This window comes from Tenacibaculum dicentrarchi (assembly GCF_964036635.1).
GTDB lineage: Bacteria > Bacteroidota > Bacteroidia > Flavobacteriales > Flavobacteriaceae > Polaribacter > Polaribacter dicentrarchi.
The window spans coordinates 1,591,328-1,607,005 of sequence record NZ_OZ038524.1; the positions used below are offsets into that span (position 1 = coordinate 1,591,328).

At 28.9% G+C, this 15,678-nt stretch carries 20 protein-coding genes; 15 read left to right on the forward strand and 5 right to left on the reverse strand.

What is annotated here, in order from left to right; genetic code table 11:
* Positions 1–20 precede the first annotated feature (20 nt).
* The 9 genes from hutI (at position 21) to ABNT14_RS06930 (ending at position 7,156) form a co-directional block, all read left to right on the forward strand.
* Complete coding sequence (gene hutI, locus ABNT14_RS06890; protein ID WP_101901379.1) at positions 21–1,271, forward strand: imidazolonepropionase; 1,251 nt, start codon at positions 21–23, stop codon at positions 1,269–1,271.
* A 107-nt stretch (positions 1,272–1,378) separates the two neighbouring features.
* A complete protein-coding gene (locus tag ABNT14_RS06895; protein ID WP_101901377.1) occupies positions 1,379–1,933 on the forward strand; it encodes a hypothetical protein in 555 nt (184 codons plus the stop codon).
* A 96-nt stretch (positions 1,934–2,029) separates the two neighbouring features.
* Entirely contained in the window at positions 2,030–2,767 is a 738-nt protein-coding gene (locus tag ABNT14_RS06900; RefSeq protein ID WP_101901375.1) for a hypothetical protein, read from the forward strand.
* The gene (locus ABNT14_RS06905; RefSeq protein WP_101901373.1) at positions 2,760–3,758 is read left to right on the forward strand and encodes a formimidoylglutamase; all 999 of its coding nucleotides are present in this window, start codon (positions 2,760–2,762) and stop codon (positions 3,756–3,758) included. Before ABNT14_RS06900 ends, ABNT14_RS06905 begins: the two co-directional genes overlap by 8 nt.
* Before the next feature lie 86 nt (positions 3,759–3,844).
* Positions 3,845–4,612: a copper resistance protein NlpE gene (locus ABNT14_RS06910; protein ID WP_101901371.1), complete on the forward strand. Its 768-nt coding sequence runs from the start codon at positions 3,845–3,847 to the stop codon at positions 4,610–4,612.
* A gap of 68 nt (positions 4,613–4,680) precedes the next feature.
* Complete coding sequence (locus tag ABNT14_RS06915; RefSeq protein ID WP_101901369.1) at positions 4,681–4,995, forward strand: DUF4298 domain-containing protein; 315 nt, start codon at positions 4,681–4,683, stop codon at positions 4,993–4,995.
* 114 nt (positions 4,996–5,109) lie between these two features.
* The gene (locus tag ABNT14_RS06920; protein WP_058885259.1) at positions 5,110–5,742 is read left to right on the forward strand and encodes a hypothetical protein; all 633 of its coding nucleotides are present in this window, start codon (positions 5,110–5,112) and stop codon (positions 5,740–5,742) included.
* A gap of 3 nt (positions 5,743–5,745) precedes the next feature.
* Complete coding sequence (locus ABNT14_RS06925; protein ID WP_101901367.1) at positions 5,746–6,135, forward strand: hypothetical protein; 390 nt, start codon at positions 5,746–5,748, stop codon at positions 6,133–6,135.
* On the forward strand, positions 6,113–7,156 hold the full coding sequence (locus ABNT14_RS06930) for a hypothetical protein (protein ID WP_101907637.1): 1,044 nt from the start codon (positions 6,113–6,115) through the stop codon (positions 7,154–7,156). Before ABNT14_RS06925 ends, ABNT14_RS06930 begins: the two co-directional genes overlap by 23 nt.
* A 16-nt stretch (positions 7,157–7,172) precedes the next feature.
* Here the strand turns inward: ABNT14_RS06930 and ABNT14_RS06935 are convergent, their stop codons facing one another.
* Both ABNT14_RS06935 and ABNT14_RS06940 read right to left on the reverse strand, forming a co-directional pair.
* On the reverse strand, positions 7,173–7,928 hold the full coding sequence (locus ABNT14_RS06935; protein ID WP_101901363.1) for a LytR/AlgR family response regulator transcription factor: 756 nt from the start codon (positions 7,926–7,928) through the stop codon (positions 7,173–7,175).
* Between the two features lie 9 nt (positions 7,929–7,937).
* Positions 7,938–8,954, reverse strand: coding sequence for a sensor histidine kinase (locus ABNT14_RS06940; RefSeq protein ID WP_101901361.1), 1,017 nt, complete (start codon positions 8,952–8,954; stop codon positions 7,938–7,940).
* Positions 8,955–9,196: 242 nt separating this feature from the next.
* Between ABNT14_RS06940 and ABNT14_RS06945 the strand changes: the two genes are divergently transcribed.
* From ABNT14_RS06945 to ABNT14_RS06970, 6 genes are all read left to right on the forward strand, one after another.
* A complete protein-coding gene (locus ABNT14_RS06945; protein ID WP_101901359.1) occupies positions 9,197–9,691 on the forward strand; it encodes an RNA polymerase sigma factor in 495 nt (164 codons plus the stop codon).
* Positions 9,692–9,694: 3 nt separating this feature from the next.
* The gene (locus ABNT14_RS06950; RefSeq protein WP_101901357.1) at positions 9,695–10,345 is read left to right on the forward strand and encodes a hypothetical protein; all 651 of its coding nucleotides are present in this window, start codon (positions 9,695–9,697) and stop codon (positions 10,343–10,345) included.
* Entirely contained in the window at positions 10,342–10,827 is a 486-nt protein-coding gene (locus ABNT14_RS06955; protein WP_101901356.1) for a hypothetical protein, read from the forward strand. Before ABNT14_RS06950 ends, ABNT14_RS06955 begins: the two co-directional genes overlap by 4 nt.
* A gap of 282 nt (positions 10,828–11,109) precedes the next feature.
* Complete coding sequence (prfB, locus tag ABNT14_RS06960; protein WP_101901354.1) at positions 11,110–12,204, forward strand: peptide chain release factor 2; 1,095 nt, start codon at positions 11,110–11,112, stop codon at positions 12,202–12,204.
* Between the two features lie 16 nt (positions 12,205–12,220).
* Positions 12,221–12,574 carry an arsenate reductase (glutaredoxin) gene (gene arsC, locus ABNT14_RS06965; protein WP_101901353.1) on the forward strand — a complete coding sequence of 118 codons (354 nt, stop codon included), beginning with the start codon at positions 12,221–12,223 and terminating at the stop codon, positions 12,572–12,574.
* Positions 12,575–12,607: 33 nt separating this feature from the next.
* Entirely contained in the window at positions 12,608–12,922 is a 315-nt protein-coding gene (locus ABNT14_RS06970; protein ID WP_101901351.1) for a hypothetical protein, read from the forward strand.
* Positions 12,923–13,009: 87 nt separating this feature from the next.
* Here the strand turns inward: ABNT14_RS06970 and ABNT14_RS06975 are convergent, their stop codons facing one another.
* From ABNT14_RS06975 to ABNT14_RS06985, 3 genes are all read right to left on the reverse strand, one after another.
* Entirely contained in the window at positions 13,010–13,969 is a 960-nt protein-coding gene (locus tag ABNT14_RS06975) for a glycosyltransferase (RefSeq protein ID WP_101901349.1), read from the reverse strand.
* A 23-nt stretch (positions 13,970–13,992) separates the two neighbouring features.
* A complete protein-coding gene (locus ABNT14_RS06980; RefSeq protein ID WP_101901347.1) occupies positions 13,993–14,781 on the reverse strand; it encodes a DUF3050 domain-containing protein in 789 nt (262 codons plus the stop codon).
* Positions 14,782–14,850: 69 nt separating this feature from the next.
* Positions 14,851–15,663 carry an enoyl-ACP reductase FabI gene (locus ABNT14_RS06985; RefSeq protein ID WP_101901344.1) on the reverse strand — a complete coding sequence of 271 codons (813 nt, stop codon included), beginning with the start codon at positions 15,661–15,663 and terminating at the stop codon, positions 14,851–14,853.
* Between the last annotated feature and the right edge of the window lie 15 nt (positions 15,664–15,678).

The following is a 15,678-nucleotide window of genomic DNA, read 5'->3' on the forward strand; positions in this document are numbered from 1 at the left end:
TATCAAAAATAAACAATTACATGACAACATTATTCATAAATATTAAAGAATTAATTCAAGTTAGAGATGCCGATGTTCAAAAAGTTTCAGGAGCAGATATGGCTATTTTACCAACAATTAAAAATGCTTTTTTATTAATTAAAAATGATAAAATCATTGATTTTGGCGAAATGACAAACTTAAAATTAGCCGATTTAAAAACAATTAATTTTGATAAAAAAATTGATTGTACGGGTAAAATGATACTGCCTACTTGGTGCGATTCTCACACACATATTGTCTATGCAGGAAATCGAGAACAAGAATTTGTAGATAGAATTAATGGCTTAACTTATGAAGAAATTGCAAATAACGGCGGTGGAATTTTAAATTCAGCAAAAAAATTACAACAAACTTCTGAAGATGATTTATATGCCCAATCGGCGGTTCGTTTAGAGGAAATTATGCAACTTGGTACGGGCGCTGTTGAAATTAAATCGGGCTATGGTTTAACCGTCGATGCCGAATTAAAAATGCTACGTGTTATTAAAAAATTACGTGAAAATTATAAACTTCCTATTAAAGCAACTTTTTTAGGTGCACACGCTTTTCCTAAGGAATATACAAATAATAAAGACGGTTATATTGATTTAATTATCAATGAAATGTTACCTAAAATATCCGAAGAAAATTTAGCTGATTTTATTGATGCTTTCTGTGAAACTGGTTATTTTTCAGTAAAAGATACCGACCGAATTTTAGAAGCGGGTAAAAAACACGGTTTAAGAGCAAAAGTACACGTAAATCAGTTTACAACTATTGGCGGTGTTCAAGTAAGTGTAAAATATGATGCTTTATCGGTAGATCATTTAGAAATTATGAATTCTGATGATATTGAAGCCTTAAAAGATACCAATACCATGCCTGTTGCACTTCCGTCTTGCTCGTATTTTTTAAGTATTCCTTATACACCTGCTCGTAAAATTATTGAAGCAGGATTGCCTTTAGCTTTGGCAACCGATTTTAACCCTGGTTCTACGCCTTCGGGAAACATGAATTTTGTAGTTGCAACTGCTTGTATTAAAATGAAAATAACTCCTGAAGAGGCGATTAATGCCGCAACTATTAACGGTGCTTACGCTATGGATTTATCCGAAGAAGTTGGAAGTATTACCAAAGGAAAAAAGGCTAATTTTATCATCACAAAAGAAATTTTAAGTTACGGAGCAATTCCTTATAATTTTGGTTCGGTATTAATTGATGCGGTTTTTATTAATGGGGAAATGATTTAGATTGATAAATACTAAAAATGTGTAATGAATACACAATTATTCTTAACTAAATCTATGGATATAATTAATAGTAACTATGTATTTTTGTTACAAACAATTAAAAAAACATGAAAGAAATTGAAATTTATTTAATATGCTTTTTGTCAAGTTTGATAGGCTCTGGATTAGGAATATTTATATCAGCATTTTTAAAAAAGAAAGGAGAGAATTTAGCAACAAAACAAGATATTGAAAGTATTACAAAGAAAATTGAAAATGTAAAGTTCAATCTATCAAAAAAATTAGAGATACTCAAAATTAGTCAAGCTGAAATTCAGTTAAAAAAAACAGAGGTTTTTATAGAGTTTTCAGAAGTTTTAGTAGATGTACTTACTCATAAGATTAAAGCTGATAGTAAAATATTTAAGAATAAGGTTAATAAATTAGGATTGAATATATTTTTCTTTGGTTCTGAAGAAACTATAAGAAACTTTCAAATTTATAAAAGTCAAAAAGAGTACAAGAATGATAAAATGAGCCCTTTAATCACTTTGGCTAATTTATATATAAGTATGAGAAAAGATTTAGGATTTACTGAATCAGAATTAACACCAGATGATTTTCTTAAAATTCTTATTACGGATTGGGATCAAGCTAAATTGAAAAACTTACAAGAGAATTAAAATAAAAAGTTTGTAACAAAGTGTAAATTTCACTTTTTGCCGCAGGCGCAATACAAAAAGTGAAACTGACACAAAACGTTGTAAATAATTCCAAAAATGATACAAATAAAAAATATTGATACAATAATTATTTTAGATACAATTAAAAATATTAATTCTACAAAAACATCAAACACTCAGGAAATAATTGATAATATCAAAATTGTTGATCCAATTAAAATAATCAACATAACTGATAAAGGGTCTAATTTTTTTCTTTGGATTTCAACATTAATAGCTATCTTATCAATAATTTTCATAATTTTTGATAAAATAAAAGAAAGTAAAGTCTTTGGAAAAATAATAAGTAAAACATACAGTCCTGAAGGTTTTTATAATTATAAAACAAATAATAATGGGTTTAAAACTATAACAGGAGAGCAATACTTATTAAAACTATCATTGAGTTGCTATAGAAAAAGCTTGAATTTCAAAGATGTAAATGTATATATGACTTATGGAAACGAAACTATAAAAGGAGAAATTATATGGGTGAATGAACACAACTTAAAACTACCAAATAAAGCTGAAACAAAATTCGAAAATTTCACAATGAAAATACCTCCTAATGAATTTTTGACTTTTAATAATGTTCTTGAAATAGGAAAAACATCTTTTTATTATTTATCATTTATTGTTCCAAATAAAAAAGGTGAAGTTATTTATGATAAAATGGAATTAGAGTTTATCAAACCGAATAATAAAAAAAAGAAATTTGAGATTTTTGAAATTGATGAAAAACAATATCTTTTTGATGAAAGCTTATTAACAAAAAAATTAAAAAATAATGCTTAAAATATTCACTAAAAATGATACTGATACTTTTGTAAATCCACGAGAAGGTGAAACAAAAATTGGGCAACTTACACAAACTATTTCTTCTTTAAATGAACTTGAAAATTGTACGGCTAAATTTGTAATTATTGGCGTTCCTGAAGATATTGGTGTAAAAATGAACTACGGAAACGGTGGCGCTCACACGGCTTTTACTCCTGCTTTAAAATCATTTTTAAACATTCAAGAAAATCAGTTTATTAGCGGAAAAGATATTCTTGTTTTAGGTTATTTAGATTTTTTATCCGAAGCTTCAAATTTTAATGCTTCTGATAGAAAAAAAGGTAATTTACTCGTTAAAGCTATTGATAAAGAAGTATCTGAACTTGTTAAAAAAATCGTTAAAGCTAATAAAATTCCGATTGTAATTGGTGGCGGACATAACAATTCTTACGGGAATTTAAAAGGATTATCCGAAGCTAAAAAACAGCCGATTAATGTGATCAATTTAGATGCACATACCGACTTGCGACAATTGGAAGAACGTCATAGCGGTAACGGGTTTTCTTATGCTATTGAGCATAAATATGTCGAAAAATATTTTATGTTTGGTTTGCATGAAAATTACACACCTCAATATATTTTTGACTACATTCATAGCAATATTAATATTGACTATAATACCTACGAGGAATTAGAAGTTTATAAATCGATTCCTTTTGAAAATGAACTATTACGTGCCGAAAATTTTATTCAAAATAAGCCTTTTGGTATTGAAATAGATTTAGACTGTATTCAAAATTTTCCTAGCAGTGCTATGACCCCTAGCGGATTTTCACCTCAACAAACACGTAAATTTGTGTATTATTTTGCTAAAAATACCAATGCTAGTTATATCCATATTTGCGAAGGAGCACCTTCGGTTATACAAGATCCTTCAGCGGTAAATCAAGTTGGGAAATTTATTAGTTATTTAATTACTGATTTTATAAAAGCACAAAAACAGGATTAAAGACTGATTTTAAAAGTAATTTACGGCACGATAATTGCCTTCGAAAAACAACAACCTTAGTAAAAAAATTTAACCGCATATTAATTATGAAAAAAATACACATTTTAGCTGTATCAATTGCAATTTCTTTATTTGGATGCAAAAATAACGACCATAAAAATAATCAAGAAAACATCATAAAAAAAGAAGCTGTAAAAATGGTTGATAGTCATAGTTCTGAAATTTCTTTAGATTGGAATGGAACATATCATAGTTTTTTTCCTTGTGCTAGTTGCCCCGGTATTTTGACCACAGTAAAATTGAATAATGATAAAACGTTTGAAAAATCAGACTTGTATTTAGGAACTGAAAATGGTTATTTTAATAGCAAAGGAACTTTTTCTTTTACTGAAGATGGCGGAAAAATTATCTTAAAACCAGAAAAATCTTCAGTAAAAGAAACGATAATATACAGCATCGGAGAAAATAGATTGACTTTATTAGATAAAGATGGACAAGAAACGATTTCTGAATTTGCGGAAATGTACACGTTAAAAAAAGCATTAAATACCCCTGTTGATTTTTCAAATAAAGTAATAAAGGGGTTTCTTACTTTCGGGCATGAAGTTGCTTCTTTTAGACCTTGTGGTACTGAAAACTCTTATTGGATTGTTGACCCAAGTAATAAATTAAGAGCACTTTACCAAAATCAAATCGACAAAAAAAACACACCTTACACTCCTGTAATAGCTGAACTTAATGTAAAAAACCTAGGGAAAGCTACAGAAGGTTTTGCTGAACAATATGAAAGTATTTTAGAAACGATAGCTATTAAATCGGTAACAGCTATTACTCCTGAAAACTATTGTAAATAATATTTTTTTAAGTAAACAAAGCTCAAAATATTTTGAGCTTTAAAGTTAAACATTATTTTGAATCACTTATGAATAATAATGATGCTATAAAAGAGGAATTCAAAGAAATGGATTCCTTACTTTTTGAGGTAGAAAAAGAATTTATCCAAATTAAAAAACACCATAAAAAGCTTAAAAAATTGATACAAAAAACAAAAATATTAGAAGAGTTTTACTTTTCTGAAAAATGGATGAAAAATAGAGATTTACTTACTAAATCATCTAAAAATAATACTGAACCAAACTCTTTTTATTCAGCTAGTGAGGATGCAATTTGGAATTTGTCACAAAGTTTGCATACTGAAAAAATAAAAATTCTTAAAACAATTACCAAAACGCTTTAATTCTGCAAAAAATTAAACAAGCTCTTAGTAATGTCGTTTTATATTTCTTAAATTTGGTGAAAAATTGAAAGGAAATACCTCTATTATCCTATATAATTTGACTAAAACAAACCAATGACAAACGAAACATTTGGAGCTTATTACTATGAAACTAAATCGCCTACAGTATTTAAAAGTGATTCTAATCAACTTTACTTTTTTCAATCTTTTATAGGAAATCATACTATTGATGTAGAACTTGGAGACTGCATATATTATTTTGATGATGATTTAAAATTTGCTAAAGTTAAAAAAGGTCCTTGCAAAATTAAATCTATTCATTTAGCAACTATAATACGTGGTTATATGCCTCCTGAAGCATCTATATCAATGGAAGGAGTTACTACTTTACCATACGTAAATGGCTGTTCTACAAAACAATTATTTCCTCCGATAAGACTAGGAGATCCTACATTACAATACTTAAAAATGCCAGCTTTTAGTAAAGAGCAAGAGCATCATATTCATTCAACTGTTAGAGTTGTTTTAATTATTGAAGGATATGGAAAAAGTATTGTCGGTATTGAAAATAAAAATATAATTACGGAGTTAAAACCTGGTTCTGTTTGTGTTCTTGAACCAATGTGCCCACATCATTTTGAAACAGACACAGAAAAACCTTTAATTGCAATTCCTTTACATATTTTTTCTTCTGTTGGAGCAATAGAAAAAAACCACCCTATGTTTAATGGTACTATTATGATTTAAAAAATGAGCAACGAAAATATTGATAGAATTATTAATGCATTTCTTAAAGATTTTAATGAAATGTGTAAAACTAAAAAAAGAGATTTCCTGATTAGAGAAAAAATAGTTAATTATGAATCGGGTACTTACTCTAAAAAACAGATAAAATATAATGTAACTTATAAAGTAAGCCGTAAGAAAAATATATGGATTATAGAAGCTATAAATGGATTTTGGTTTTTTAAAAAGAAATTTTTACTGCTTCAAATTACTACAAAAGGTGAAAAATTAAATTTCTCAGGACTTTATACACACTCTTTTAAAGATTTTGAAAAATCATTATTAGAAGATAAGCTAAAAATATATTTAAATACTTGCAAAAAAATACGTCATGATGCCTTTGTCAAATCTTAATAGTATTTACTATTTATCTAAAAAACAATTATTCAATAGTAAAGAAATTAAGAAAAAAGCAAATCCTATTTACTTGCAGAGTTGTCTATTTTTTGGTGCTACTTTAATTGACCGTACAAAAAATTTAGATTCTGGAATTGATTTTACCATTTTAGATAAAATACCTCAAACATCAAATATATCAAAAACATTTTCAGAAATATGTAGTGAAAGAGCTCGTGAAATAATTAATGCGACTGATGGAAGAATTAAAGTATTATGGTCTGGTGGAATTGATTCTACCGTAGCATTAATATCGTTAATAAATGAATTAAAATCTATTGATAAAATTAACCGATTATCTATTTTATTATCAAAAGAATCGATTATAGAATATCCTACTTTTTTTAACGATATTATTGATAATAAACTTAATTATGAAATGATTAAAACAACTATTTTTAATCATATTCAACCAACAGAAACTATTGTAACAGGCGAACATGGCGACCAACTTTTTGGTAGCGATAAACTTAAATACCCTATTCTAACAGGTGATGCTTTTACTCCTTATGAAGATATTTTAGAATTTATTATCTCCAGAAAATTAGGTACAGATAAATTTACAAATCAAATTATAGATTTTATAGCACCTGTAATAAAAGAATCACCTTTTAAAATAATTTCTTTATACGATTATATGTGGTGGTTAAATTTTTCGTTGAAATGGCAAACAGTATCAATGAGATTAATTCATGGTTTAGAGCGTAGTCATGAAGATTTAGAAACAAGTGTTTTTCATTTTTTTAAAAGTAACAGCTTTCAAGTTTGGTCTCTTGAAAATCATTCTTCAAAAATTAAAGAAGAATGGAATACTTATAAATATATTGCCAAAGAATTTATTTATGATTTCCATAAAGACCCTTTTTATCTAGAGAAAAAAGAAAAAGAACAATCACTAAAAGAAGTACTAGTTAATAAAACTAATTTTTCAGCATTAACTTTTTCTAAAAAAATATTTAATCAAATAAAAAACAACTGATTATTTACACTCAAAATTAATCAATCCAATTTTTAAAAGTTTTTACACGTTCTCTGCTTACTATTATTTCTGTTTCATCATAAAAATGTAAAATTAATTTTAAGCGAGAATTTGTATAAGTTATAATATCTTTTATGGCATTTATATGAACTATAAAAGTTCTATTTACTCTAAAAAAACATTCAGGATTTAGCTGTTTTTGCCAATATTCTAACGAATTATCTATTAAGTAATTTCGATTTGCATTGGTATGAATATACGTTGCTTTATTTTCGGAACATAAACAAACAATTTGATCAATAGGTATTATTTTTATATGTTGCCCTACTTTAATTGTAAATCGCTTTTTAAACTTTCTATCAACAGGGTTTACTAACAACTTTCGAATAGCATCAATATTGATTTTTATATCCGATTTTTTAGGTTGATGCTCTTTAAATTTATCAAAAGCAACCTTTAACTCGTCTTGGTCAAGAGGTTTTAATAGATAATCTATCGAATTTAATTTGAATGCTTTTAATGCGTATTCATCATAAGCAGTTGTAAAAATAATGGCTGATTTCACTTCAATTTCTTCAAAAATTTCAAATGATAATCCGTCAGATAATTGAATATCTAAAAAAATTAAATCAGGGTGTTTATTGTTTTGAAACCAATTAATTGACTCTTCTACCGAATGTAGCATCGTTTGCGCTTCAATATTTAACTCAGAAAGCATTCTTTTTAAACGTCTGGCAGCTGGTTTTTCATCTTCTATAATAATAACATTCATATTTTTATTCTATTTTATTAACAACGGTAAACTCACGGTAAATGTTTTATTATTACTTTTAATTTCTACAGATTTTTCGGTAATTAAAGCATATCTATCTATAATATTTTTCAAACCAATTTTTGTGCTTTTACCTATATTTTCTTTAGGCTGTAACGTGTTTTGAACCTCTAGAAAATCAGCTTGTTCAAAAATATGTATTTCTAAGGGTTTTATTGATGAAACTACGTTGTGTTTTACCGCGTTTTCTAATAATAATTGCAATGATAATGGTACTATTTTTAATTCGGAATTACTTACCGAACTAGGAATATTAAATTCTACGGCATCTTCAAAGCGCATTTGTAAGAGTTCCATATAATTTTTTGCGAATTTCAATTCTTCTTCTAACGGAATTAACTCTTTATTTCGCTGTTCTAAAACATAGCGATATATTTTTGATAATTTTGTAGTAAATTTCTCGGCTTTCTTCGGATTTTCACCGATTAAAGAAACCAACACATTTAAACTGTTGAACAAAAAATGAGGGTCTAATTGGCTTTTTAAACTTTCAAATTTTGCTGATTCTGTTTTCGCTACAATTTCATGCTGTTTTGTTTCTTTTTTTACCGATGCTTTCCAGTTTTTCATAAAACCTCTAGCGTGTAAAAATGCGGAGATTCCTAAAGAAAAGATTATCCAAAATAAATGTACCCAAATCATTTTTGTAGAAAAAAAGTACTGCGGATTTTTATCATATAAAATAATAAACAAAAAGTAGTGAATTGCCAATATTACAGGAATTATATATAAAATAGTTGCTATAATACCCGCCCAAACACGTTTATTTGTTTGTGTAATCCAAGACCATTTAGTATTCAAATAATGATTTAAAAAAATGTTTCCTAAGCCTAATCCAAAAGAATAAATTGCTGAAATAAAAAACGTTAAACCGATGTGTTTTAATCTAAATTGCTTGTTTATCAATATAAAAAACACCCCCGAAATTAAGGTGATTTTTAAACAAAGAAGTATGCCTTTTTTCATATTTTGTACTATTATTATTTAAATTATTTGGTTATTATTATTTGAGCGATAAAAAATAATACGGTTATAAATACTGCTATTATAAATTTCATAAATTATTTTTTTAAGTGTTAATACCTTACAAAGATGCTTTTTAAATAACTTTTACAATATTAAAAATAACTGAATTGTATTTTTAGTAGGATGAATTGTAACAAATTGTATTTTTGAGCTACTTATAATTTAACAACTGTAAAAACTTAGTGGAAAAGGAACTAGAAAATAACTTTTTATCTGATTTTGAAGCAAATCAAAATATTGTGCATAAAATTTGTAGGCTTTATACTACAAATCAGGATGCACACAATGATTTGTTTCAAGAAATAACCATTCAACTTTGGAAAAACTACAGCAAGTTTAGAGGTGATGCTAAATTTAGTACTTGGATGTATAGAGTTGCTTTAAATACCGCAATTTCTTTATACCGAAAATCGACAAGAACTGTAAAAACACACGATATTACCGACTACACTTTTAAAATAAAAGCAGAGGACTATGACGATACGCAAGAATTACAATTAAAAGAATTATACAAAGCTATTCGCACATTAAATGATATTGATAAAGCGCTTATATTTTTGTACCTAGAAGATAAACCCTACAAAGAAATTGCTGTAACCTTAGGGATTAGCCAAGTAAACGCTCGGGTTAAAATGAATAGAGCAAAAGATAAATTAAAAAAAGTATTAAACCCATAACCTATGGATTTAGATAAATATAAAACAGCATGGAATAATCAGCCTGAACAAACAAATCAAGTTTCTAAGGCGGCTATTTATAAAATGGCACATGCAAAATCATCGTCTATTGTAAAATGGATTTTTATTATTGGAATATTAGAATTTTTATTTTGGATATTGTTAAACTTATTTACCGCTAAAAGTAAGTATCTCAAAATTTACGACTCTTTTAATTTAACCTCATTTATTGAAATTTCTTATTATATTCATTATATTGTAATTATTGGTTTTTTATATATTTTTTATAAAAATTACACCGCTATTTCTGTAACCGATGGCACAAAAGAACTGCTTCAAAAAATATTTAAAGTTCGAAAAACAGTTAAATTCTATGTTTACTACAACCTATTAACTTTTATTATTTTGGCTATTATTGTTAATGTTTTTATTTTTAGCGACTTAAATCACTTAAAAAAAATACTAGAAACAAACAATGCAATTATAGATGAATCAAGCCTGTTTACAAGCATGCTGATTACTCAAATACTATTCCTATCATTATTTTTAGGATTATTCTGGTTATTTTATCAATTACTTTATGGTATTTTATTAAAAAAATTACTTAAAAATTACAAAGAATTGACTAAGTTTGATGAAAAAAAAATATTATGAATAAATTAATACTTATTTTTTCGCTTTGTTTATTTTCAATAAATAGCTTTTCGCAAGAAGATAATTTTTTTAACAATGTTCGTTTTGGTGGTACTTTTGGTTTTAGCCTAGGCGCAAATACAACAAGCTTATCTATTTCACCAAGTGCTATTTATGATTTTACTGACGAATTTTCATTCGGAGCTACTGCTGGGTATTTATATAATAAAAGTAAAGATACTAGTGCTAATATTTATTCTGCGGGGCTTGTTTCTATGTTCAGACCAATACCTAGCATCGAATTTTCTACTGAATTGTTACAATCTTATATTAATAAAACTACAAATAGCATTAAAGATAATTACAGCTACCCTTCTTTAAATTTAGGAGCTGCCTATATACGAGGAAAAGTAACTTTCGGCGTTCAATATGATGTATTATACAAAAAAGACAAAAGCATTTACGCTAATGCAATTTCTCCTTTTATAAGAGTCTTTTTCTAAACACTCAAACATTTTTTTACAACCTATTTATATTGCTATTCGCAAGAATCGAGAAGTTTACTGTTTTCACTTTTGAAACCTGTAAGATTCTCGATTTTTCTTGTTTAACGAATGCCCTAGCCCCGATTGAAGCAATTGTTTGAGCTCCTTTTTTGATTTTTTTCAAAAAAGAGCGAGTGCGGAAAGCGGGAAATAGCTCCAAAAAATTACCTTAGTTTCTAAAACTACAGTTTTAAATATGTTTACATTTTTATCTATCATTTTAAAATGTATTTTTGCAAAATGGTTACACAAGAACAGCTTAAAAATATTACAGAACGAATAGGCAAGTTAAAAGGGTATTTAGAGATTGAAAAGAAACTGATTGAAATAAGTAATGAAGAAGAAAAAACAGTAGATCCTGACTTTTGGAATCATCCGAAGCAAGCGGAAATACTGCTAAAAACATTGCGTGTTAAAAAGAAGTGGGTACTTGATTATCATACCGTTATTTCGCTTAATGAAGACCTTGCCGTATTGTACGATTTTTATAAAGAAGGTGCTGTTGACCAAGAAGAAGTGATAGCACAGTTTGACAAAACAATTGCTTTTTTAGAAGATATTGAGTTTAAAAACATGCTTTCTGATGAAGGTGATAATTTAAGCGCCACTATTCAAATTACTGCAGGTGCTGGCGGTACTGAAAGTTGCGATTGGGTAGAAATGCTACTAAGAATGTACACTATGTGGGCCGAAAAGCAAGGTTTTAACATGAAAACACTCAATTATCAGGCAGGTGATACCGCGGGAATAAAAACGGTTACTATGGAATTTGAGGGCGATTATGCCTTCGGATGGTTAAAAGGCGAAAATGGCGTGCATCGTTTGGTACGTATTTCTCCTTTTGATAGCAACGCAAAACGTCACACCACTTTTGGCTCGGTATATGTGTACCCTGTGGCAGATGATAGCATTGAAATTGATATAAACCCTGCCGATATTGAAATTGTTACCGCACGATCTAGCGGTGCTGGTGGGCAAAATGTAAATAAGGTAGAAACAAAAGTGCAATTAACACACAAGCCAAGTGGTATTCAAATTCAGTGTTCAAATTCTCGTTCGCAGCACGATAATAGGGCGACAGCTTTAAAAATGTTAAAGTCGCAATTGTATGAAATTGAACTGCAAAAAAGACGTGCTACTAGAGAAAACATTGAGGCAGGAAAATTAAAAACCGAATGGGGAAGTCAAATTCGAAATTATGTAATGCACCCTTATAAATTAATAAAAGATGTACGTACAGGACATGAAACAGGTAATGTTTCGGCGGTTATGGACGGAAATATCAATCCATTTTTAAAATCGTATTTAATGCTAAACGGACAAAAAGAGAATTAATAAAAAAGCTATTAAAATGATACAAATATACCACAATCCACGTTGCTCAAAATCTCGACAAGGGCTTGAAATTTTAGAAAATTCAGAGAAAGAATTCGAAGTTGTAAAATATTTAGAAAATATCCCTTCTGAAAAACAATTAACCCAAATTATTAGCCTTTTAAACATCGCTCCTATCGATTTGGTTCGTAAGAATGAAAAAATATGGAAAGATGAATTTAAAGAACAATTTAAAAACAACGAATTGTCTGACTCTCAAATTATAAAAGCAATGCTTGATTATCCTAAACTTATTGAGCGCCCGATTGTTATTAACGCAAATAAGGCTGTTATTGGTCGTCCGGTAGAAAATATTTTAAATATTATTTAACAAAAAAACAGATAAATAAACCACCTCCTAATAATGAAAAAAATAGTATTATTTACCTTTTTAGTATTCGCAACAATACTAACATCAAATTCTCAAAATAACAATTCATATATTGAATTTACCGAAGCAAAAATTACCTCAGCAAAAAAAATTGCAATAGAAAAAATTGCCGTAGAAGTTTCATTCAATAAAGGCGTTGAATACGAAGGCAAAAACTTCTGGTTTGTTACTACAAAAGACGATAAAAGTTATTATTTTAATAGCGATAAAAACTTTAAAGATGTCGTTTATATTGAAGAGTATTACAACTCTTTAATGGAATATATTATTGAAGAAAGCGATTTTTAGCCTCAAACTTATTCAATTTTATCACAAATAAACAAACAGGCCTCACAGCTTTTAAAAACCTGTGAGGTCTTATATTTTACTGAAAATTTATATTTTAAAGATTGATTTTAAAAACCCTAATCCATAACCTGTAAATTGCACCAAGGTTGTTAATTTACTTTTAGCAGCAATATTAACACTCTTATTTTGCCTGTAAGCATCTATAAAAATTGCCGTAAAATAACACAGGTATAATATAAAAAATTGCCAATATCCGAAGGATAACAACAATAAACTCACCAAAAAACCGATTATAAATACACTAGGAAACCAATAGGTTAATTTCGCTGATTCAGGATATTTTGCATTCAAAATGGGGCGGGCAGTTCCAAAGGCAAACGTTTGTTTAAAAAATTGCTTAATTGTACTTCGGCGTTTATGATACACAAATGCTTTTTCAATCAGTTGAGTTTCAAAATCATTTTCCCACAAACGAAAGGTTAAATCAATATCTTCACCAGCCTTCATTCTCGAAAATCCAGCAGTTTTTATAAAGGCTTTTTTTGATATTCCTAAATTAAAACTCCGTGGCTGAAACTTTCCAATTCCTTTTTTCTTACCTCTAATTCCACCCGTTGTTAAAACCGATGTCATCGAATAATTAATAGCTTTTTGTAAATCGGTAAAACTACTATGAGCAGCATCGGCACCTCCAAAAGCATCGGTATATTGTTGTTTTAAGCCTTTTTTTACTTCGGATAAATATTGTGTTGGCAAAATTACATCGCTATCTAAAATGATAAAATAAGTACCACTAGCACGTTGCATCCCAAAATTTCGGCTTGCTCCTGCTCCGCTATTTTCCTTATAAAAATAACGGATATTCAAGCGGTTTTTGTAGCTCTTTACAATTTCTTCGGATGATTTTTCAGAGCCATCTTCAATAATAATAACTTCGAAAGCATCTTTTAAATTCTCTTGAAAATCTTGCTTTGTAAGGCTTTCTAGTAATTCCTCAATTTCTTTCGGACGATTATAAACAGGAACTATTATTGAAAATTTTAACATCCTTTTTTAAATTTTACAGACTTTTAAGCTAAAAAATCTGGATTAATTTGTTTTGTAATCCCACTCCACAGATTAATACGTTTTTCTAATGATTTTTTAGCATATAGCAATACTTCTTCCCATTTTTGAGCATCGTTACCACATAATTCTTCTATCATTTGTAATGATAAAGGACCGTGCTCATCGCCATCTAACTCAATATGTCTGTTTAAATAATAGGTTAATTTACTGTATGTTGTACTTTCTTTTTCTTCGGTATTTTTAACAATTTCTAAAAACATATCAGGTATTACATCCTCTCTACCAAAGGTAAAACTAGCGGCAATAATATGTGGTTTTTCGGTAGCAATAACTTCAAAAGAAAACAATACAAAATCTTTTACTTCTGGTAAAATAACTACCTTATTTAAGGCTTCTTCTATTGTTGTTCCCCCTAGAATAGCATCAATAAAATTAGTGATTTGAGCGGTATTTGCCCCTGCCTGATTCATGGCATCAATATACATTTCAAAATGACTTTTAGAAACTCCTAATTCATTTACATCGGTTTCTTCACCTAAAACTATTTCGTTGATAAACCGCGCTGTATTATGGTTTGCCACAGGAAGCCAAGGCAAAGTGGTACAGGTTAATTTTTGTTGTAAGGCTTTTAATAACGACATAAAATCCCAAACAGCAAAGACATGCGATTCCATAAAAGTTTTAACATCTGTAATATTTTTTAAAGAATCATATAACCCGTGTTCTTTTAACTGTTTTCTTAAAGGAGCTAAGTTTGCTTCTATTTGGGCTAGCTGTAAATTATTGTTCATAATAATGTATAAATAAAAAATGCAAATCTAACGATTTGCATTTTAATATATTTTGTATGCTTGTTAAAGTTATGCTTCTGTAAATTTATCCATTACCGCCGTGCTAACGCCCATATTTGAAAATCCGCCGTCGTGAAATAAATTTTGTAAGGTTACTTTTTTTGTTAAATCTGAAAACAACGAAATGGTGTAATCGGCACATTCTAAAGCAGTCGCATTTCCTAGTGGCGACATTTTATCGGAATATGAAATAAATCCATCGAAACCTTTTACCCCTTTTCCTGCTCTAGTTGGCGTTGGCGATTGCGAAATCGTATTTACACGCACTTTATGATCTTTCCCAAAAAAGTAGCCAAAACTACGAGCAATCGATTCTAAATAGGCTTTATTATCAGCCATATCGTTATAATCAGGAAAAACTCGTTGTGCTGCCATATAACTAAGCGCTACGATACTCCCCCACTCATTCATCGCTTTTTTATGATACAAAACATTTAAAACCTTATGAAAAGAAACCGCAGAAACATCGGCTCCTTTTGCTGTAAAATCATAATTAGGATCGGTATAATGACGCTTTTTACGCACATTTACCGACATCCCGATTGAATGTAAAACGAAATCAATTTTACCGCCTAAAATTTCCATTGATTTTTCAACTAAAGCCGTTAAATCGTCCATTGACGTTGCATCGGCAGGAATAATTACAGCCCCTGTTTTTTTAGCCAATTCATCAATATTTCCTAAACGCATTGCCGCAGGTGCATTGGTTAATACAAATTCAGCGCCTTCTTCACAGGCACGTTCGGCAACTTTCCAGGCGATAGAATTTTCATCTAAAGCCCCAAAAATAATTCCTTTTTTTCCTTTTAATAAATTGTACATTTTATACTTTTCTAT